Here is a 15381-nt window from a genome sequence, read left to right on the forward strand (position 1 = left end):
CCTTTCGGAACACTGGCGCCGTAGCGCATTCATTTGCGATCAGTCGGGCACCACCACGACCTTGACCTCGCCTGGCGCCGGCGGGTTGGCAATGATCGCCACCGCCTCGTCGAGGCTGACCTGTCGTGATATCAGCCGATCTACTTCGATCGTCCCCGAGGCGATAAGATTGGCGGCCCGGCGATGGGTAAAGGGGTTGAGGAAGGAACCCAGGACCTTCAACTCACGGAACAGCAGATCGAACGGTTCGAACGCCACTTTCATGCCTTGCGGCATCACGCCGACGACGACGACGGTGCCGCCCGCTTTGGCCAGCCGCATCGCCTGCTCAACAGTGTCTTTCACGCCGGCGCATTCGAACACCACGTCGACGCCGCCCGGCATCAAACCCGACCGGCCGACGATCGCATCGATGACATCGAAGGCGCTGGGATCGAGCGTCGCCGTTGCGCCAAATTGCTCGGCAAGAGCCCGCCGCGAGGCCTGACGGGTCGACAAGATAATGGTCGTCGCACCGGCGAGCTTTGCCAGTTGAACGGTGAGCAGGCCGATCACGCCGCCGCCGAGCACCGCGACCGACGAGCCTGGTTTGATCGCGGCAAGGTCCACGCCATGCAGGCAGCAGCCGAGCGGCTCGCAGAAAGCACCATGCGTAGGCTTCAGATCGCCTGGCAAGACGAAGGCCTGTTTCTGGGGCAGGACAAGATATTCGGCAAAGCCGCCATCGCGATGGATGCCGATGGCGCGTAGATTGCCGCAGAGATTGACCCGGCCGGCCTGACAATGCTCGCATCGGCCACAGGCAATGTTGGGATCGCCGGTGACGCGGTCGCCGACGGAAAAGCCGGATACGGCAGGTCCGACCGCCTCGACGATGCCGGAGAATTCATGCCCGAGCGTCACCGGCGGCGTGCACGGGAATTCACCATGGAAAAGATGCCTGTCGGTGCCGCAGACGCCGCACGCCTCGATGCGCACCAGCAGATCGTTCGGCCCGGCGGTCGGTTTCTCGACCTCGCACACGGCGAGGCTGCCCACTCGCTCCAACCGAACCGCCTTCATGGCTGCCGGGCCTTCCTCAGTTGAAACTCGGTGGTTGCGACAGATCGATTGCCGGCGCCGCCGGTTTCGCGGGCGGCTTTTCGTCGAAGCTCGGCGGCTGCGACAAATCCGGTGGGGAAGGTGAGGCCGGGGCAGTGCCGCCGTTGGCCGGCGGCGTGCCAAGCGGCGACAAGCCGATGCCAGGCGTTTCCGGCACCTGGTAGTTGATGGTGCCAGGATCGACGACAGTGCCTTTGTAGTGCATCACCATCTGCGGGAAGGCGATGGTCAGGCCGATCATGATCACCTGGATGCAGACGAAGGGCACTGCGCCCCAATAGATCTGCCCTGTGGTGACGGGCGCGATCTGCTTGCCGGTGAGTCGGTCGAGATAGGGCACGCGCGCGGCGACCGAGCGCAGATAAAACAGCGCGAAACCGAAGGGCGGATGCATGAAGGAGGTCTGCATGTTGACGCCCAAAAGCACGCCAAACCAGATCAGGTCGATGCCGAGTTTGTCAGCCGCTGGCGCCAAAAGCGGCACGATGATGAAGGCAAGCTCGAAAAAGTCGAGGAAGAAGGCGAGCACGAAGACGAGGATGTTGACGCCAATCAGGAAACCGACTTCACCGCCCGGCAGCGACGTCAACAGGTGCTCGACCCAGATGTGGCCATTGACGCCGTAGAAGGTCAGCGAGAACACCCGCGCGCCGATCAGGATGAACAGAACGAAGGACGACAGCCTGGTCGTCGAGGCCAGCGCCTGCTTGACCACGTCGAGCGACAGCCGCCCCTTCACCGCCGCCATTGCAAGCGCGCCGACGGCGCCCATGGCGCCGCCTTCCGTCGGCGTGGCGATGCCAAGGAAGATGGTGCCCAGCACCAGGAAGATCAGCGCCAGCGGCGGGATCAGCACGATGATCACCTGCTGTGCCAGTCTGGACATCAGGTTGATCTTCAGGCGCTGGTCGACGATCGCCACGACATAGATGAAGATGACGCCAGTAGTGGCGCCGAGGATATCGGCGTTGCCGCCATGGTTCGGTGCGAGGTAGCGATACGCCGCATAGGAAACAACCACCGCCGCCAGCAGCGCCGCCAGCAGCGACAGCACGCCGTGGCCGAGCGTGCGGGCCTCAAGCGGCAGGGCCGGCATCGACTTCGGCCGAAAGATCGACATGAGCAGGATGTAGAGCATGTAGATGCCGGTCAAAATGAGCCCGGGGATCAGCGCTCCCTTATACATATCGCCGACCGAGCGGCCGAGCTGGTCGGCCAGGACGATCAGCACCAGTGATGGCGGGATGATCTGGGCGAGCGTCCCAGACGCGGCAATGACGCCGGATGCCAGCCGCCGGTCGTAGCCGTAGCGCAGCATGATCGGCAGCGAAATCAGACCCATGGCAATGACGGAGGCCGCCACCACGCCGGTCGTCGCGGCGAGCAGCGCGCCGACGAAAATCACGGCATAGGCGAGGCCACCACGGACCGGTCCGAACAACTGGCCGATCGTGTCGAGCAGGTCTTCGGCCATGCCGGATCGTTCGAGCACGATGCCCATGAAGGTGAAGAACGGGATCGCCAGCAGCGTATCGTTCGACATCACCCGGCTGCCATAGAAATTATCCGGCAACGCATGCAGCAACGGCCAGGCGAGATTGATCGAACCGCCCGAATAGGGCGACAGAAGCACGCCGATGAAGAAGAACATCAGGCCGTTGGCGGCGAGCGAGAAGGCGACGGGGTAGCCGATCAGCAGGAAGACGACCAGCGAGGCGAACATGATCGGCGCCATGTTCTGGGCGATGAACTCGATCACGAGCGCACCTCTTCGGCGAGCGCCTTGGCTTCGAGTTCGGCCTGCTCATGCACCGATATGAACGGAGTGGGATCGTCCATCTGACCGCGCATGATGGCGATTTTCTTGATGATTTCGGAAATGCCCTGCAGCGCGAGCAGAAAAAAGCCGACCAGCAGGATCGCCTTCGCGGGCCAGATGATCAGCCCGCCGGAATTGTTCGACATCTCCCCGCTGCGATACGACAGCGACACATAGGGAACGAAATAGACCACCATCAACGTCACGAACGGCATCAGGAAGAAGACGTGACCGAAAAGGTCGATCCAGTGCTGCACGCGGCGCGAGAACATGCCGTAGACGATATCGATGCGGATATGATCGTTCTGCTTCAGCGTGTAGGCGGCGGCCAGCATGAAGGCGGCGCCGAACAGATACCATTGCAATTCCAGCCAGGCGTTCGAGGACATGTCGAACACCTTGCGGATGACGGCGTTGGCGGCGCTGACCAGGATCGCCAGCAGGATCAGCCACGAAACCCATTTGCCGATGAATTCGTTCAAACGGTCAATGGTTCTGGAAAGAGCGAGAAGCCCTGCCATGCATTCCTCCCTTGTGTCAGAGCGCGGCGGTTCCCTGTCCGTCGCGTCGCTGTGGACCAACGGTATGCAGTGCGTGGTCCGGCGGGTCAACACGGGACACCCCGCATAAACACAGTTGTGAGATGACGGGCGGCAAAATGCTGCCGCGTCCTTTGCATGTCCAAGGACATGCGGCGCTTTCATCCAAGCAAAGTCGGGTGCGGCTCAGGCGATCTTCTGTTGGTCGCGGCCGGCGCCGATCAGCACAAGCATGGCGACGAGGAACAGGTACATCCAGCCGTCCCGCCATTCGAGCGGGAAATAGCCGGCCCATAGCGATTCGGCCATGCCGAAAGCGGCGGCACCCAGTGCCGCCCGCAAAGGCGAGAGATAGCCGCCCACTGCGGTCACGAACAGGATCTTCAACCCGTAGACCAACCCTGTGCCGAAGCTGATGTTACCGTAGTAGAAGGCGGCGAGCACGCCGGCCAGTGCCGCGCAAAGGCCGCCGAAAAGCACCGCGTGCCGAAACACCGCACGAACATCGACGCCGCACATCGCAGCCGCCTTGGGATCGTCGGATACGGCGCGCCAGCTCCGGCCGAAGCTCGAATATGCGAAGCCCCAGGCAGCCAGCGCCATGGCCGCCAGTACGGCGGCGCAATCGAGCAATTGGATCAGCGTCAACGTCGCCTTGAAGCTGGCATTCTGCGCGAAGACGATGGTCTGGGCCAGCATTGGCGGCAACCATAGGTCATGGGTATCGGCGGCGATGCGGCTGGCTTCCGACAAGACCAGCAATATGCCGAGCGTCGTCACCACGATGGCGTTGGGCGAGCGGTCGGCCAGCGGTTCGAAGATACTTCGCGACAGGACATGGCTGAGCAGCGCCGCATAAAGGAATGCCGCAGCTACGCCGAGCGCGACCGATGCAAACAGCGTTAACCACAGCGCCTGATAGCCGAACGCCGCAGTGAGGATCATCGTATGCCCGCAAAAGGCGAACAGCGCGCCATAGGCAAGATTGGTACGGTGCAGGATGCCGTTGGTCAGCACGTAGCCGAATGCAAGCAATGCGTAGAGCGCGCCCGAATGCAGCCCGTTCAGAACCTGCTGGAAGAAATAGAGCATGCAAGACCCTCTATGCATGCCCCGCAATCGGGGCAGAGGTTTGGGACGAACGATATTCTCAGTACGGCGATCGCCTCAGTGACAAGCGTTGCACCCGGAATCTAACTTGTCAAACGCGAGTTATCAGTTAGATTCGCCATATGACAGTATCCTGGACTCCGCACCGCTTTACCGGTGGCATGCTGGCGCTCGATACGGCGAACACCGTCGTTTTGCGGAACGATCCGGAGAAAACTTTCGACCGTTTCGACGATCCGGCCGAGATCGCCCGCTTTGCCGAAGCCGCGAGTGCCTTTCGCGCCGCCGAGCTCGGTGGCAGGCGGCTCGTAGCGCCGGCGCCTGAAAAGATCGCACCGGTGGTGCTGTCGATCCGGGAGACGACCGATCGGCTGTTTCGCGGCGCGGTATCGAAAGGTGCGATCGCGACCGGCGATATGCCGAAATTCTTGGAAGCCTGCGCCGATGGCCTCGCTCATAGCCGCACCGAAATCGGCACGCCTGGAAAACCGTTCGGTGATCCGGCGACGCCGATTGCCTTCGAGGCCGCGCTTGCGGTCTCGGCGTTGTCGCTGCTGCGTAGCGACACCATTGCCAGGCTGAGGATATGTCCGAACTGCAGCTGGCTGTTTGTCGACAAAAGCCGGAATTCCAGCCGCCTCTGGTGCGACATGGCGGTGTGCGGCAACCGCCAGAAGGCAAACCGACACTATCGCCGCCGGACCGCGGCCAGGGAGGTCACCAATGTCTAGAAGATTCTCACGCGCGATGATTGTCGTCGCGGCGTTGTTCGCGGCGGCCGCGCTCGGCGCCTGCCGTGATTCCGGCAAGGACCAGTTGTTCGCCATTTCCGGGAAGCTGTTCGAGTTCAACTACCGGCTGGGTATCGCCACCTATGTCATCACTCTCAATCCGCTGCGGCCGGTGGGTGAGGGGCAGGTCGCTGTGGTCTCCTTCCAGAACCCGGCCGGCGGTGATCCGATCATCGTCACCCAGAAAATATGGCCGAAGCTGCCGCATGTGACGCTCACCAGCCCGCCGCTTACCTGCGTTGTCAAGGACAAGCCCTATGCGGTGTCGATCCGCATCGAGGATTCCAGCGGCAAGTTGCTGCAGAGTTTCGCGACCACTCTGACGTCCTCACTCGACCAGTCGGTCCTGCCCGACCGGCCTCTGGTGGTCGGGCCAGTCTACGAGCTCAACAAGGACCTGGCCGGCCATGTCGACGGCAAGCTGCCCGGTGAACCGAAGCCCAGTTGCCCAAAGGCTGCATGATGCATCACCAGCGGCACTGACCGCCGCCGGAATTTTTCATGCTCGGCCATCCTCCCCGACAGGCGTTTCGTGGCGCCACACGGCCGCGCACGGATCGTTTGTTGCGGACCGCCTGGCACCTTCGATTTTGTTTGACCTCCCCGGCAAGGGAAGAAAGACTGTGGGCACTCGACTCCGACGCTGGCCGCGCACCTCCAGGCGCGGCCTCCGCACAGGAAATGCCTGATGACGCTGCACAATGTCGCGCTCGACGACAAGTTCGACCTGGTAAAGGAGCGGATCTTCCTGTCGGGTGCCCAGGCAGTCATCCGCATGCTTCTGATGCAGCGCGAGCGCGACCGCCGGGCTGGCCTGAACACCGCCGGTTTCGTCTCCGGCTATCGCGGCTCGCCGCTCGGCGGCCTCGACATGCAGCTGTGGAAGGCCAGGAACCAGCTCGCGCAGTCGGACATCGTCTTCCAGCCCGGTCTCAACGAGGAGCTCGCCGCCACCGCCTGCTGGGGCTCGCAGCAGGCCGAATTGCTGGGCGAGGGTACCCATGACGGCGTTTTTTCGGTCTGGTACGGCAAGGGTCCGGGCGTCGACCGCTCCGGCGACGTGTTCCGCCACGCCAATCTCGCCGGGTCGTCGAAACATGGCGGCGTGCTGGCTCTGATGGGTGACGACCACATGGCCGAATCCTCGACCAACGCGCATGCCACCGAGTTCCTGTTCGTCGACACCATGGTGCCGATCCTTAATCCGGCCGGCGTCCAGGAGATCATCGACTACGGCCTCTACGGCTTTGCCATGTCGCGTTTTGCCGGCACCTGGGCGGCGATCAAATGCGTCAAGGACAACATCGAATCGACGGCCTCGGTCGATGCCGCGCTCGAACGGCTGAACATCATCGTGCCGGACTTCGACATGCCGCCCGGCGGCCTCAATATCCGTAACGAGATCGACATGCTCGGCCAGGAGGAGCGGCTGCATGAACACAAGCGCGCCGCCGCTTCGGCCTTCATCCACGCCAATGGGCTGAACCGGATCGTCTATTCGGGCGGCAGCAGCGCCAAGCTTGGCATCGTCACCATCGGCAAGAGTTATCTCGATGTTCGCCAGGCGCTGGAGGATATCGGCATCGACGAAGCGGCCGCCAGTCGCATCGGTATCAGGCTGTTCAAGGTCGGCTGCCCGTGGCCGCTCGACCTGCAGCACATCGCCGACTTTGCTCGCGGCCTCGATACCATCGTCGTCGTCGAGGAGAAACGCTCGCTGATCGAGGTGCAACTGCGCGAGAACCTTTACGGCACCGCGACGCAGCCGATCATCGTCGGCAAGAAGGACGAGCGCGGCGACTGGCTGTTCCCGGCCAAGGGCGCACTCGACCCCAACGATATTGCCATCGCGCTCGGCGAGAGGATTTTGCGAACGATCGGCCCGTCGGAAGAAATCGCCGCGCGGGTGGCGAAGTTGCGCCAGTTCCAGGCGATGCTGGCCGACACGTCAGACATCGCCTCGCGCACGCCCTTCTTCTGCTCCGGCTGCCCACACAATTCCTCGACCAAGGTGCCGGACGGCTCGCTCGCCGCCGCCGGAATCGGCTGTCATTTCATGGCGCTGTGGATGGACCGCAACACCGTCGGCTTCACCGCCATGGGCGGCGAGGGCGCGCAGTGGGTCGGCCAGGCGCCGTTCTCGAAGCGCGAGCACATCTTCCAGAATCTGGGCGATGGCACTTACAACCACTCGGGTGTGCTGGCGATCCGCTTCGCGCTGTCGACCGACGCCAACATCACCTACAAGATCCTCTACAATGACGCCGTCGCGATGACCGGCGGGCAGCCGCACGAGGGCGGCCTGACGGTGGACATGATCGCAAGACAGGTGCGCGCCGAGGGCGTGGAGCGCATCGCCATCGTCACCGACGAGCCGGACAAATATACCGGCAAGGTGGAATTTCCCGCCGGCGCCACCATCCATCACCGCGACGACCTCGATCTCGTCCAGCGCGAGTTGCGTTCGGTCAAAGGCGTCTCGGTGCTGCTCTACGACCAGACCTGCGCCGCCGAGAAGCGTCGCCGCCGCAAGCGCGGCACGTTCCCCGATCCGGACAAGCGTATCTTCATCAACGAGCTGGTCTGCGAAGGCTGCGGCGATTGCGGCGTGCAGTCGAATTGCGTCTCGATCCAGCCGGTCGAGACCGAATTCGGTCGCAAGCGCAAGATCGACCAGTCGAGCTGCAACAAGGACTTCTCTTGCGTCAACGGTTTCTGCCCCTCCTTCGTCACCGTTCACGGCGCCAAAATCAGGAAAGCCGAAGGCATAGCCGGTGCGGCCGACCCGCTCGCGGGGGTGCCGGCGCCGGCGCAATTTACGCTCGGTGAACAAGGCTGGGCGGCGATCATCGACGGTGTCGGCGGCACCGGCGTCGTCACAATAGGCGCGGTGCTGGGCATGGCCGCGCACCTGGAAGGCAAGGGCTGCGGCATGATCGACATGGCCGGCCTCGCCCAGAAGGGCGGCTCGGTGTTCACCCATGTCCGCATCGCCCGCACGCCGGACGACATCCACGCCATTCGGGTATCGGCCGGCAAGGCCGATCTCGTGCTCGGCTGCGATCTCGTCGTTTCAGGTGCCAAGAAGGTGTTGGCCGCGGTGCGCGAAGGCCATACCATCTTCCTCGCCAACACTGCCGAGATCATGCCGGGCGAGTTCGCCCGTTCGGCCGATTTCTCGCTGCCCGTCGAGCGGCTGAAGAAGGCGATAAGAACGGCCGCGGGCGACGACAGGACGCATTTCTTCGACGCTACCCGCACCGCCACTGCCCTGTTCGGCAGCTCGCTTGGTGCCAACATGTTCATGCTCGGATTCGCCTTCCAGCATGGCGGCTTGCCGCTGTCGGCGGAGGCGGTCGAGAAGGCGATCGAGCTCAACGGCGAGGCAGTAGCGATGAATGTCGCGGCATTTCGCTGGGGCCGCCGCGCCGCCCACCAGCCGGATTTCGTCCGCAGCCTTCTCGCCCAGCCGGGCAAGGCCACGCAGCATGCCGCCATTGCCGAGACGCTGGACGATATCATTGCTCGCCGCGTCGGCTTCCTGACCGCCTACCAGAACGCCGCCTATGGCAAGCGCTATGCCGACAGACTGGCGGCGCTGCGCAAGGCCGAAACCAATGCTGTGCCCGGGTCGACCGTGGTGACCGAGGCTGCCGCAAAGAACCTGTTCAAGCTGATGGCGATCAAGGATGAATACGAGGTGGCGCGGCTTTATACGGACGGCTCCTTTGCCGCAGAGCTCGCAAAGCAGTTCCAGAGCTACGGCAAGCTTGAATTCCATCTCGCACCGCCGATCATGGGCAGGCGCGGCAGTGACGGGAAGCCGAAGAAATCGAGCTTTGGCCCGTGGATGATGAACGGGTTCCGCCTGCTGGCGGCGATGAAGGGCCTGCGCGGCACCGCTTTCGACCTGTTCGGCTACAGCGCCGAGAGGCGTATGGAGCGGCAGCTTCTTGCCCTCTATGAAGCCGACCTGGAACTTGTCGCCGGCGCGCTGGCGCCGGGCAAGATCGAGGTTGCTGCCGCGCTTGTTTCGGTACCGGCGCTCATCCGCGGCTTTGGCCACGTCAAGCAGGCCAGTGCCGAAAAAGCCGCCGGCGAACGCCAGCGTCTGCTCGACCGCCTCTCGACGGCGCCGCTGCGGCCGCAACTTCAAGCCGCCGAATAATTCAGCGCTGTGATACGCCTTGTTTACCTGAACTGTAGTTTCCCTGCTTCCGCCGCGTCACCAATGGATGTTGGCAGGGTTCGAAACGCCGCTCTAAACCTTTCTTAAGGCCAATGTGACACTGCTGGGTTCCCCAGGGTTGGGATCCAGGCGTGAATCTGAGACGAAAAAACGAGATTCCGGTCGACGTTTACATTCCGTTCGTGGAAACGCTGTTTCGCGACGGGTTCACGCTGTCGATCGGCCTTGTTGCGCAGACACTCCTCGTCATTCTGGTCTATTGGAAGACCATGGACTTGGCGTATCTTCTAGTTGCCGCTGGGCTCATCATTGTCGGTACTCTGCGCCTTCGCAACATCCGAAAATACGGGCGACTTCCTTCCCCGACGACGTGGGAAGAAGCCCATGATCGCGAAAACGATTACATAATTTTCGGTTCGATGCATGGTTTCATGCTTGGCGCGTTCTGTTTCGTCAGTATCTATCTGGCAAATGACAGCCACGACAACTATGCCGAAATAGCCTCTGTCTGCGTCACTCTGGCATCGGTCACGTCGATTGCCGGCCGCAATTATGGGTCGCCGCGGATGGTCATGATTTTTATCATAACCACCACATGGCCCATATCGCTTGGCTTTATCCTGCGCGGCGATATCTACCACATCATCCTCGGTCTGATGTCGGCCCCTTTTCTGTTTGCGATCAAACGGTTCGCCGACATCGTCCGCGAAGTCCTGTTTACCGCCCTGTCGGAGGAAAAGAAGGCGAACCGCATCGCGCAGCGTTTCAACCGCGCGCTCAACACCATGTCGCATGGCCTTGTCATGCTTGGTCCCGACGGCCGGGTGGCGGTGGCCAATGCCGAAGCCGCGCACCTGATGTCGCTCAAATCGGCCGATGCGCTGCTAGGCCGCTCGATCCACGGTCTGCTGATGCGCGGCGCTGCAGGCGGCATGCTGGCGCCGAAAGATTGCCGTTACATCGAAGCCCAGCTGACGCGTGCGTTGCGCGAGGGCCGCGACCGCAAGGTCCTGGTCTCGCTCACCAACGGCCAGCACTATGAATTTTCGGCGCGCGAAGGCAGCCAGGAACTGGGCGTCGTCACTTTCGAGGATGTGACCGCCCGGGTCGAGGCGGAAGACAAGATCCGCTTCATGGCGCGCTACGACAGTCTCACCGGCCTGCCCAACCGCGCCTACTTCCACGAGTTGGTGGTGGAAGCCATGGCCTCAGGGGATCCCGAGCGTCTCTGCGGGCTGGTGGTGCTCGATCTCGATGATTTCAAGAGCGTCAACGACACGCTCGGCCATCCGGTCGGCGACGGATTGATCTACGCCGTTGCCGAGCGGCTGGCGGCAGTCGCTGGGCCAGGCATCACCGTCAGCCGCTTCGGCGGCGACGAGTTCATGATCTTCTTCGAGCGCATCGAGGATGAAAGCCACCTGACCGGCCAGGTTGACGAGATCTTTGTCAATCTACAGGGCGAGGTCGATGTCGCCGGCCACGGATTACGCATCCAGGCCTCCGGCGGCGCGGTGCTGTCGCGGGTCAAGGATACCGACGTTGACGCCATGATCGTCAAAGCCGACCTTGCACTCTACAAGGCCAAGGAGCTTGGCAAGAACGGTTGGCGGCTGTTCGAGGCCTCCATGGATGCTGCCTTCCGCAGCCGTCAGCTGATGAAGGCGGACCTGCGCAGCGCCGTGGAAAACAACGAATTGCGGGTGGTCTATCAGCCGATCGTGGCGATGAGCACGATGCGTATCGCCAGTTGCGAAGCGCTGTGCCGCTGGGATCATCCCGATCTCGGGCCGATTTCCCCCGGTATCTTTATTCCGCTGGCGGAGGAAATGGGGATTATTTCCGACATCAGCACCTTCGTCCTGCATGCGGCCTGCACGGAATGCGCCAAATGGCCGGCCCAGACCAGCGTGTCGGTCAATCTCTCGGCCAAGGATTTCCGCAACCGTGATGTCATCCAGAAGGTTCGCGACGCGCTGGCTGAATCCGGTCTCTCCGCCGGACGTCTGGAGATTGAGGTCACCGAGACGGCGCTGCTCGACGACAAGTCGCTGACACGCCAATATATCGAGGAGTTGAAGCGGCTCGGCGTGCGCATTGCGCTCGACGATTTCGGTACCGGGTATTCGAGCCTCAGCTATCTCCACAAACTGCCGCTCGACAAAATCAAGATCGACCGCTCGTTCCTGATGGATGTCACTCAGAACAGCCGGTCGCTCGAATTGCTCAAGGGCATCGTCAACCTGTCACGGCCGCTGGGACTTTCGGTTACCGTCGAAGGTGTCGAGACCTTCGAACAGCTCAAGATCCTGGCATTGCAGGTCAAGCCGGACCTGGTCCAGGGCTTTCTGTTCGGGTCGGCACTCAGCGCGTCCGGCATCGAGACGATGTCGAGCACCGTCTGGCCCTTTGCCAAGGACATCCAGACGGCAAGGAAGGCGCCGCGGCGCTGACTTCGCGCTGAAAACCCGCGTATTTTAGTATAATTTTATTAATTGTTAACCTTAACGAGCGGTAAACGAGCTCCTACTTATTTTCATCTTTACATCTCATGACCCGTCCGTAGTGTCGGCTGGTGGCGGTAATCGCGGGGAATAGAGTTCATGTGTGCCCAGTTGAGTTCGCTCGGCCATGCGGCGGGCGCTGGTGGGAAAGATGCGTCCGAGACCATGTCCAGCTTCGCGCAACATGTTTATGCGCTGCTTGACCGGACGGAGTACCGACGCTGTGAAAGCGGCGAGGACTTCGAAAACATTTACAGGCTGCGCTACAATTCCTATCGGATGAACGATCTGGTGCCCGAGAATGCGTCTCGTCAGGTCCATGACGAGTTTGACGAACTGCCCAATTGCCATACGTTCGGAATCTATATCGAGGGGCGGCTGGTCAGCACAATGCGCCTGCATAACGTGTCCGCTGATAACGCCACATCACCAGCGCTCAGCGTCTACAAGGACTTGTTGATGCCGCGTCTGGCGGCCGGCGAAGTCTTTATCGACCCGAGCCGTTTTGCCGTGGACGCCGAATGGTCACGGCTTTACCCGCAGATCCCGTATGTGACGCTGCGCCTTGCGGGCATGGCTTGCTTCCATTTCGGCGCGCCTTATTGCATATCCATGATCCGCGAGGACCATGCGGCTTTCTACAAGCGCATCTATCGGGCGCGACCGATTGGCGATGCGCGGCCCTATGCCGGCGTGATCAACTGTTTCGCGCTGCTTTATCAAGCCGATGTCCTGGCGATCAAGAATGAAACCTACGCTCGCTTTCCGTTCTTCCGTTCGACGCCAATGGAGCAGCGCATGTTGTTCGATACGCCCGGTGCCGGCGAACTCGCGCCGCTGACCATCCTGCCCACCGCCAAGTATTTTCGCGAAGCCGCCTGAACGAGCCCATGGAGCCTTCCGGTCGCTTCGGCGTTCTGGGCAAGGGTGCTGGTGGTAGGTCGGCATGGCCGGCATCCGCCAAGCATCGCTTCGATAGCGATCCGATCAAAGGAACCGATATGACCATTTCCACGCTCGCCCTTACCCCGCTTATCTCGCTGATTGCAGGCGTGCTGATCCTGGTGATGCCGCGGCTGCTCAACTATATCGTCGCCCTTTATCTGATCGTTGTCGGCCTGCTCGGCCTGTTCCCGCATCTCGCCGGCTAACGACATCGGCAATAGCGGACCTGCCATCCATTGTGATTGGTATCGCCGCGCTCCGCGCAGCGATTTCAAGTTTTGCTTGAGATTGTTGGCTGCGGCGATGCGGCAATAGCGCCATTGCCCTTAACGCGGCTTTTCGCTATGTGCCTGAAAGATGTCTTCGAAGGGGTATTCCAATGGCTGAACACACGCCGACCGGTCCTGTCGAACTAGGCGCGAAGATGGACTATGCCGAGCACGACCGCACCTATGCCGGCTTTGTGATGCTGGCCAAATATGGGTCGCTATTTTGCGCCGCCGTGCTTCTTGCCATGGCGTTCGGCTTCTTTGTGGGCGGCTTCTTCTCGGGGACTATCCTATTCGTGCTGATCCTGGCCATCGGCGCCTTTATTCTCCGATAACTCCTCCAACCTTTGTCGAAGGCGCCGCCGGGGTCGGTCGATGTCTTGCGGTAACAGGGTTCCGGCCGAAAGGATCATGCGGTGGGACAGACGGTTTTCATCCCTCGTGAGCTCGACGCAAACGAGCCGCGCGTCGGGGCCTCCCCCGACACGGTGAAGCGGCTGGCGGCACTGGGTTTCGACGTGATTGTCGAAACCGGCGCCGGCACAGCGTCGCGCATTCCCGACGAGGAGTTCGCCCGGGTGGGCGCCGCGATCGGCAAGGCCGGCGATGCAGCCAGGGCCGATGTGGTGCTGAAGGTGCGCCGCCCCACGGACGCCGAGCTGAAGGGCTATAAGTCCGGCGCCGCTGTCATCGCGATCATGGATCCCTACGGCAACGATGCTGCCGTCGCAGCCCTTGCCAGGGCCGGTGTTACTGCCTTCTCCATGGAGTTCATGCCGCGCATCACCCGCGCCCAGTCGATGGACGTTCTATCCAGCCAGGCCAACCTCGCCGGCTATCAGGCGGTGATCGACGCGGCTGCCGAATATGACCGGGCGTTACCGATGATGATGACGGCGGCCGGCACCGTACCGGCAGCGAAGGCGTTCGTCATGGGCGTCGGCGTCGCCGGTCTGCAGGCCATCGCCACCGCGCGCCGCCTCGGCGCCGTGGTCACCGCCACCGACGTGCGCCCGGCCGCCAAGGAGCAGGTCGCCTCGCTCGGCGCAAAATTCCTGGCCGTCGAGGACGAGGAGTTCAAGGCGGCCGAGACGGCCGGCGGCTACGCCAAGGAAATGTCGAAGGAATACCAGGCCAAGCAGGCGGCGCTGACCGCCGAGCACATCGCCAAGCAGGACATCGTCATCACCACGGCGCTGATCCCCGGCCGTCCGGCGCCGAAGCTGGTCTCGGCGGCGATGGTCGCCTCGATGAAACCCGGCTCTGTGATCGTCGACCTCGCGGTCGAGCGCGGCGGCAATGTCGAGGGCGCCGAAGCCGGCAAGGTGGTGACCACCGCCAACGGGGTAAAGATCGTCGGCCATCTCAATGTTCCCGGTCGCGTCGCCGCCTCCGCTTCGCTTCTCTATGCCAGGAACCTCTATGCCTTCCTCGAGACGCTGGTCGACAAGGCGGCGAAGACGCTTGCCATCAATCACGATGACGAACTGGTCAAGGCGACGATGCTGACCGATGCTGGCAAGATCGTGCATCCGGCTTTCGCAAAGGCTGAGCAGGAGCCGCCAAAGGGCCAATATGTCGAGCCACCGGCCATTCCGGCCAGGACGATGGTTGCCGAGGCTTCGGCGAAGCCGGCTGCGAAGAAAACGGCCGCTTCGAGGAAGCCCAAGACCACCGGAGGGATCGCGTGATGGACCAGACCCTGCAGAAAGCCCTCGACCAGCTCGACCAGGCGACAGCTGCCGTGCGGCTCGCGGTGCAGAACCTGGCGGCCGCGCCCGGCACCGAGGCGGCGGGTGACGCCGCTCACGCGCTGTCCGGCGGTGCCATCGATCCCTTCGTCTTTCGCTTCGCCATCTTTGTCCTGGCGATCTTCGTCGGCTACTACGTCGTGTGGTCCGTCACGCCGGCACTGCACACGCCGCTGATGGCGGTCACCAACGCCATTTCCTCCGTCATCGTCGTCGGCGCGCTGCTGGCCGTCGGCATCTCGGCCTCAGGGCTTGCCACCGGCTTCGGCTTCGTTGCGCTGATGCTGGTATCGGTCAACATCTTCGGCGGCTTCCTCGTCACCCAGCGCATGCTGGCCATGTACAAGAAGAAGGAAAAGTAGG

At 62.3% G+C, this 15381-nt stretch carries 13 protein-coding genes; 9 read left to right on the plus strand and 4 right to left on the minus strand.

Annotation, left to right across the window (positions count from 1 at the left end; translation table 11 throughout):
• Positions 1 to 39: 39 nt before the first annotated feature.
• From NKH28_RS01250 to NKH28_RS01265, 4 genes are all read right to left on the minus strand, one after another.
• Positions 40 to 1062, minus strand: a complete 1023-nt coding sequence (locus tag NKH28_RS01250) for a zinc-dependent alcohol dehydrogenase family protein (protein WP_352540377.1) — start codon at positions 1060 to 1062, stop codon at positions 40 to 42.
• A 16-nt stretch (positions 1063 to 1078) separates the two neighbouring features.
• Entirely contained in the window at positions 1079 to 2857 is a 1779-nt protein-coding gene (locus NKH28_RS01255) for a TRAP transporter large permease (RefSeq protein WP_352767436.1), read from the minus strand.
• Positions 2857 to 3441: a TRAP transporter small permease subunit gene (locus NKH28_RS01260; RefSeq protein ID WP_352919230.1), complete on the minus strand. Its 585-nt coding sequence runs from the start codon at positions 3439 to 3441 to the stop codon at positions 2857 to 2859. Before NKH28_RS01260 ends, NKH28_RS01255 begins: the two co-directional genes overlap by 1 nt.
• A 204-nt stretch (positions 3442 to 3645) precedes the next feature.
• Positions 3646 to 4551, minus strand: a complete 906-nt coding sequence (locus NKH28_RS01265; RefSeq protein ID WP_352681497.1) for a branched-chain amino acid ABC transporter permease — start codon at positions 4549 to 4551, stop codon at positions 3646 to 3648.
• Between the two features lie 140 nt (positions 4552 to 4691).
• On the opposite strand from NKH28_RS01265, the gene NKH28_RS01270 reads away from it, so the two are divergent.
• The 9 genes from NKH28_RS01270 to NKH28_RS01310 all read left to right on the plus strand — a co-directional run bounded on the left by NKH28_RS01270 (position 4692) and on the right by NKH28_RS01310 (position 15380).
• Complete coding sequence (locus NKH28_RS01270; protein ID WP_352469881.1) at positions 4692 to 5300, plus strand: CGNR zinc finger domain-containing protein; 609 nt, start codon at positions 4692 to 4694, stop codon at positions 5298 to 5300.
• The gene (locus tag NKH28_RS01275; protein WP_352452209.1) at positions 5293 to 5823 is read left to right on the plus strand and encodes a hypothetical protein; all 531 of its coding nucleotides are present in this window, start codon (positions 5293 to 5295) and stop codon (positions 5821 to 5823) included. The genes NKH28_RS01270 and NKH28_RS01275 overlap by 8 nt, the downstream gene beginning before the upstream one ends.
• 225 nt (positions 5824 to 6048) lie before the next feature.
• Entirely contained in the window at positions 6049 to 9528 is a 3480-nt protein-coding gene (locus tag NKH28_RS01280) for an indolepyruvate ferredoxin oxidoreductase family protein (protein WP_352919233.1), read from the plus strand.
• Between the two features lie 152 nt (positions 9529 to 9680).
• Positions 9681 to 12002, plus strand: coding sequence for a putative bifunctional diguanylate cyclase/phosphodiesterase (locus tag NKH28_RS01285; protein WP_352452207.1), 2322 nt, complete (start codon positions 9681 to 9683; stop codon positions 12000 to 12002).
• A 150-nt stretch (positions 12003 to 12152) separates the two neighbouring features.
• Complete coding sequence (locus NKH28_RS01290; protein ID WP_352469883.1) at positions 12153 to 12935, plus strand: N-acyl amino acid synthase FeeM domain-containing protein; 783 nt, start codon at positions 12153 to 12155, stop codon at positions 12933 to 12935.
• A gap of 119 nt (positions 12936 to 13054) precedes the next feature.
• The gene (locus NKH28_RS01295) at positions 13055 to 13204 is read left to right on the plus strand and encodes a DUF3096 domain-containing protein (RefSeq protein WP_013528205.1); all 150 of its coding nucleotides are present in this window, start codon (positions 13055 to 13057) and stop codon (positions 13202 to 13204) included.
• 173 nt (positions 13205 to 13377) lie between these two features.
• On the plus strand, positions 13378 to 13602 hold the full coding sequence (locus NKH28_RS01300) for an aa3-type cytochrome c oxidase subunit IV (RefSeq protein WP_023676259.1): 225 nt from the start codon (positions 13378 to 13380) through the stop codon (positions 13600 to 13602).
• 81 nt (positions 13603 to 13683) lie between these two features.
• Positions 13684 to 14958, plus strand: coding sequence for a Re/Si-specific NAD(P)(+) transhydrogenase subunit alpha (locus NKH28_RS01305; protein ID WP_352767303.1), 1275 nt, complete (start codon positions 13684 to 13686; stop codon positions 14956 to 14958).
• Positions 14958 to 15380, plus strand: coding sequence for an NAD(P) transhydrogenase subunit alpha part 2 (locus NKH28_RS01310; RefSeq protein ID WP_036238371.1), 423 nt, complete (start codon positions 14958 to 14960; stop codon positions 15378 to 15380). The genes NKH28_RS01305 and NKH28_RS01310 overlap by 1 nt, the downstream gene beginning before the upstream one ends.
• Position 15381: the final 1 nt, after the last annotated feature.

Source organism: Mesorhizobium sp. M1227 (genome assembly GCF_040318315.1).
Taxonomy (GTDB): domain Bacteria; phylum Pseudomonadota; class Alphaproteobacteria; order Rhizobiales; family Rhizobiaceae; genus Mesorhizobium.

Bases quoted from the DNA above. Each gene is read 5' to 3' on its own strand.
- NKH28_RS01265 (WP_352681497.1), bottom strand. From the start codon at position 4,551: ATGCTCTATTTCTTCCAGCAGGTTCTGAACGGGCTGCATTCGGGCGCG.
- NKH28_RS01310 (WP_036238371.1), top strand. From the start codon at position 14,958: ATGGACCAGACCCTGCAGAAAGCCCTCGACCAGCTCGACCAGGCGACA.
- NKH28_RS01275 (WP_352452209.1), top strand. From the start codon at position 5,293: ATGTCTAGAAGATTCTCACGCGCGATGATTGTCGTCGCGGCGTTGTTC.
- NKH28_RS01250 (WP_352540377.1), bottom strand. From the start codon at position 1,062: ATGAAGGCGGTTCGGTTGGAGCGAGTGGGCAGCCTCGCCGTGTGCGAG.
- NKH28_RS01270 (WP_352469881.1), top strand. From the start codon at position 4,692: ATGACAGTATCCTGGACTCCGCACCGCTTTACCGGTGGCATGCTGGCG.
- NKH28_RS01290 (WP_352469883.1), top strand. From the start codon at position 12,153: ATGTGTGCCCAGTTGAGTTCGCTCGGCCATGCGGCGGGCGCTGGTGGG.
- NKH28_RS01300 (WP_023676259.1), top strand. From the start codon at position 13,378: ATGGCTGAACACACGCCGACCGGTCCTGTCGAACTAGGCGCGAAGATG.
- NKH28_RS01295 (WP_013528205.1), top strand. From the start codon at position 13,055: ATGACCATTTCCACGCTCGCCCTTACCCCGCTTATCTCGCTGATTGCA.
- NKH28_RS01280 (WP_352919233.1), top strand. From the start codon at position 6,049: ATGACGCTGCACAATGTCGCGCTCGACGACAAGTTCGACCTGGTAAAG.
- NKH28_RS01260 (WP_352919230.1), bottom strand. From the start codon at position 3,441: ATGGCAGGGCTTCTCGCTCTTTCCAGAACCATTGACCGTTTGAACGAA.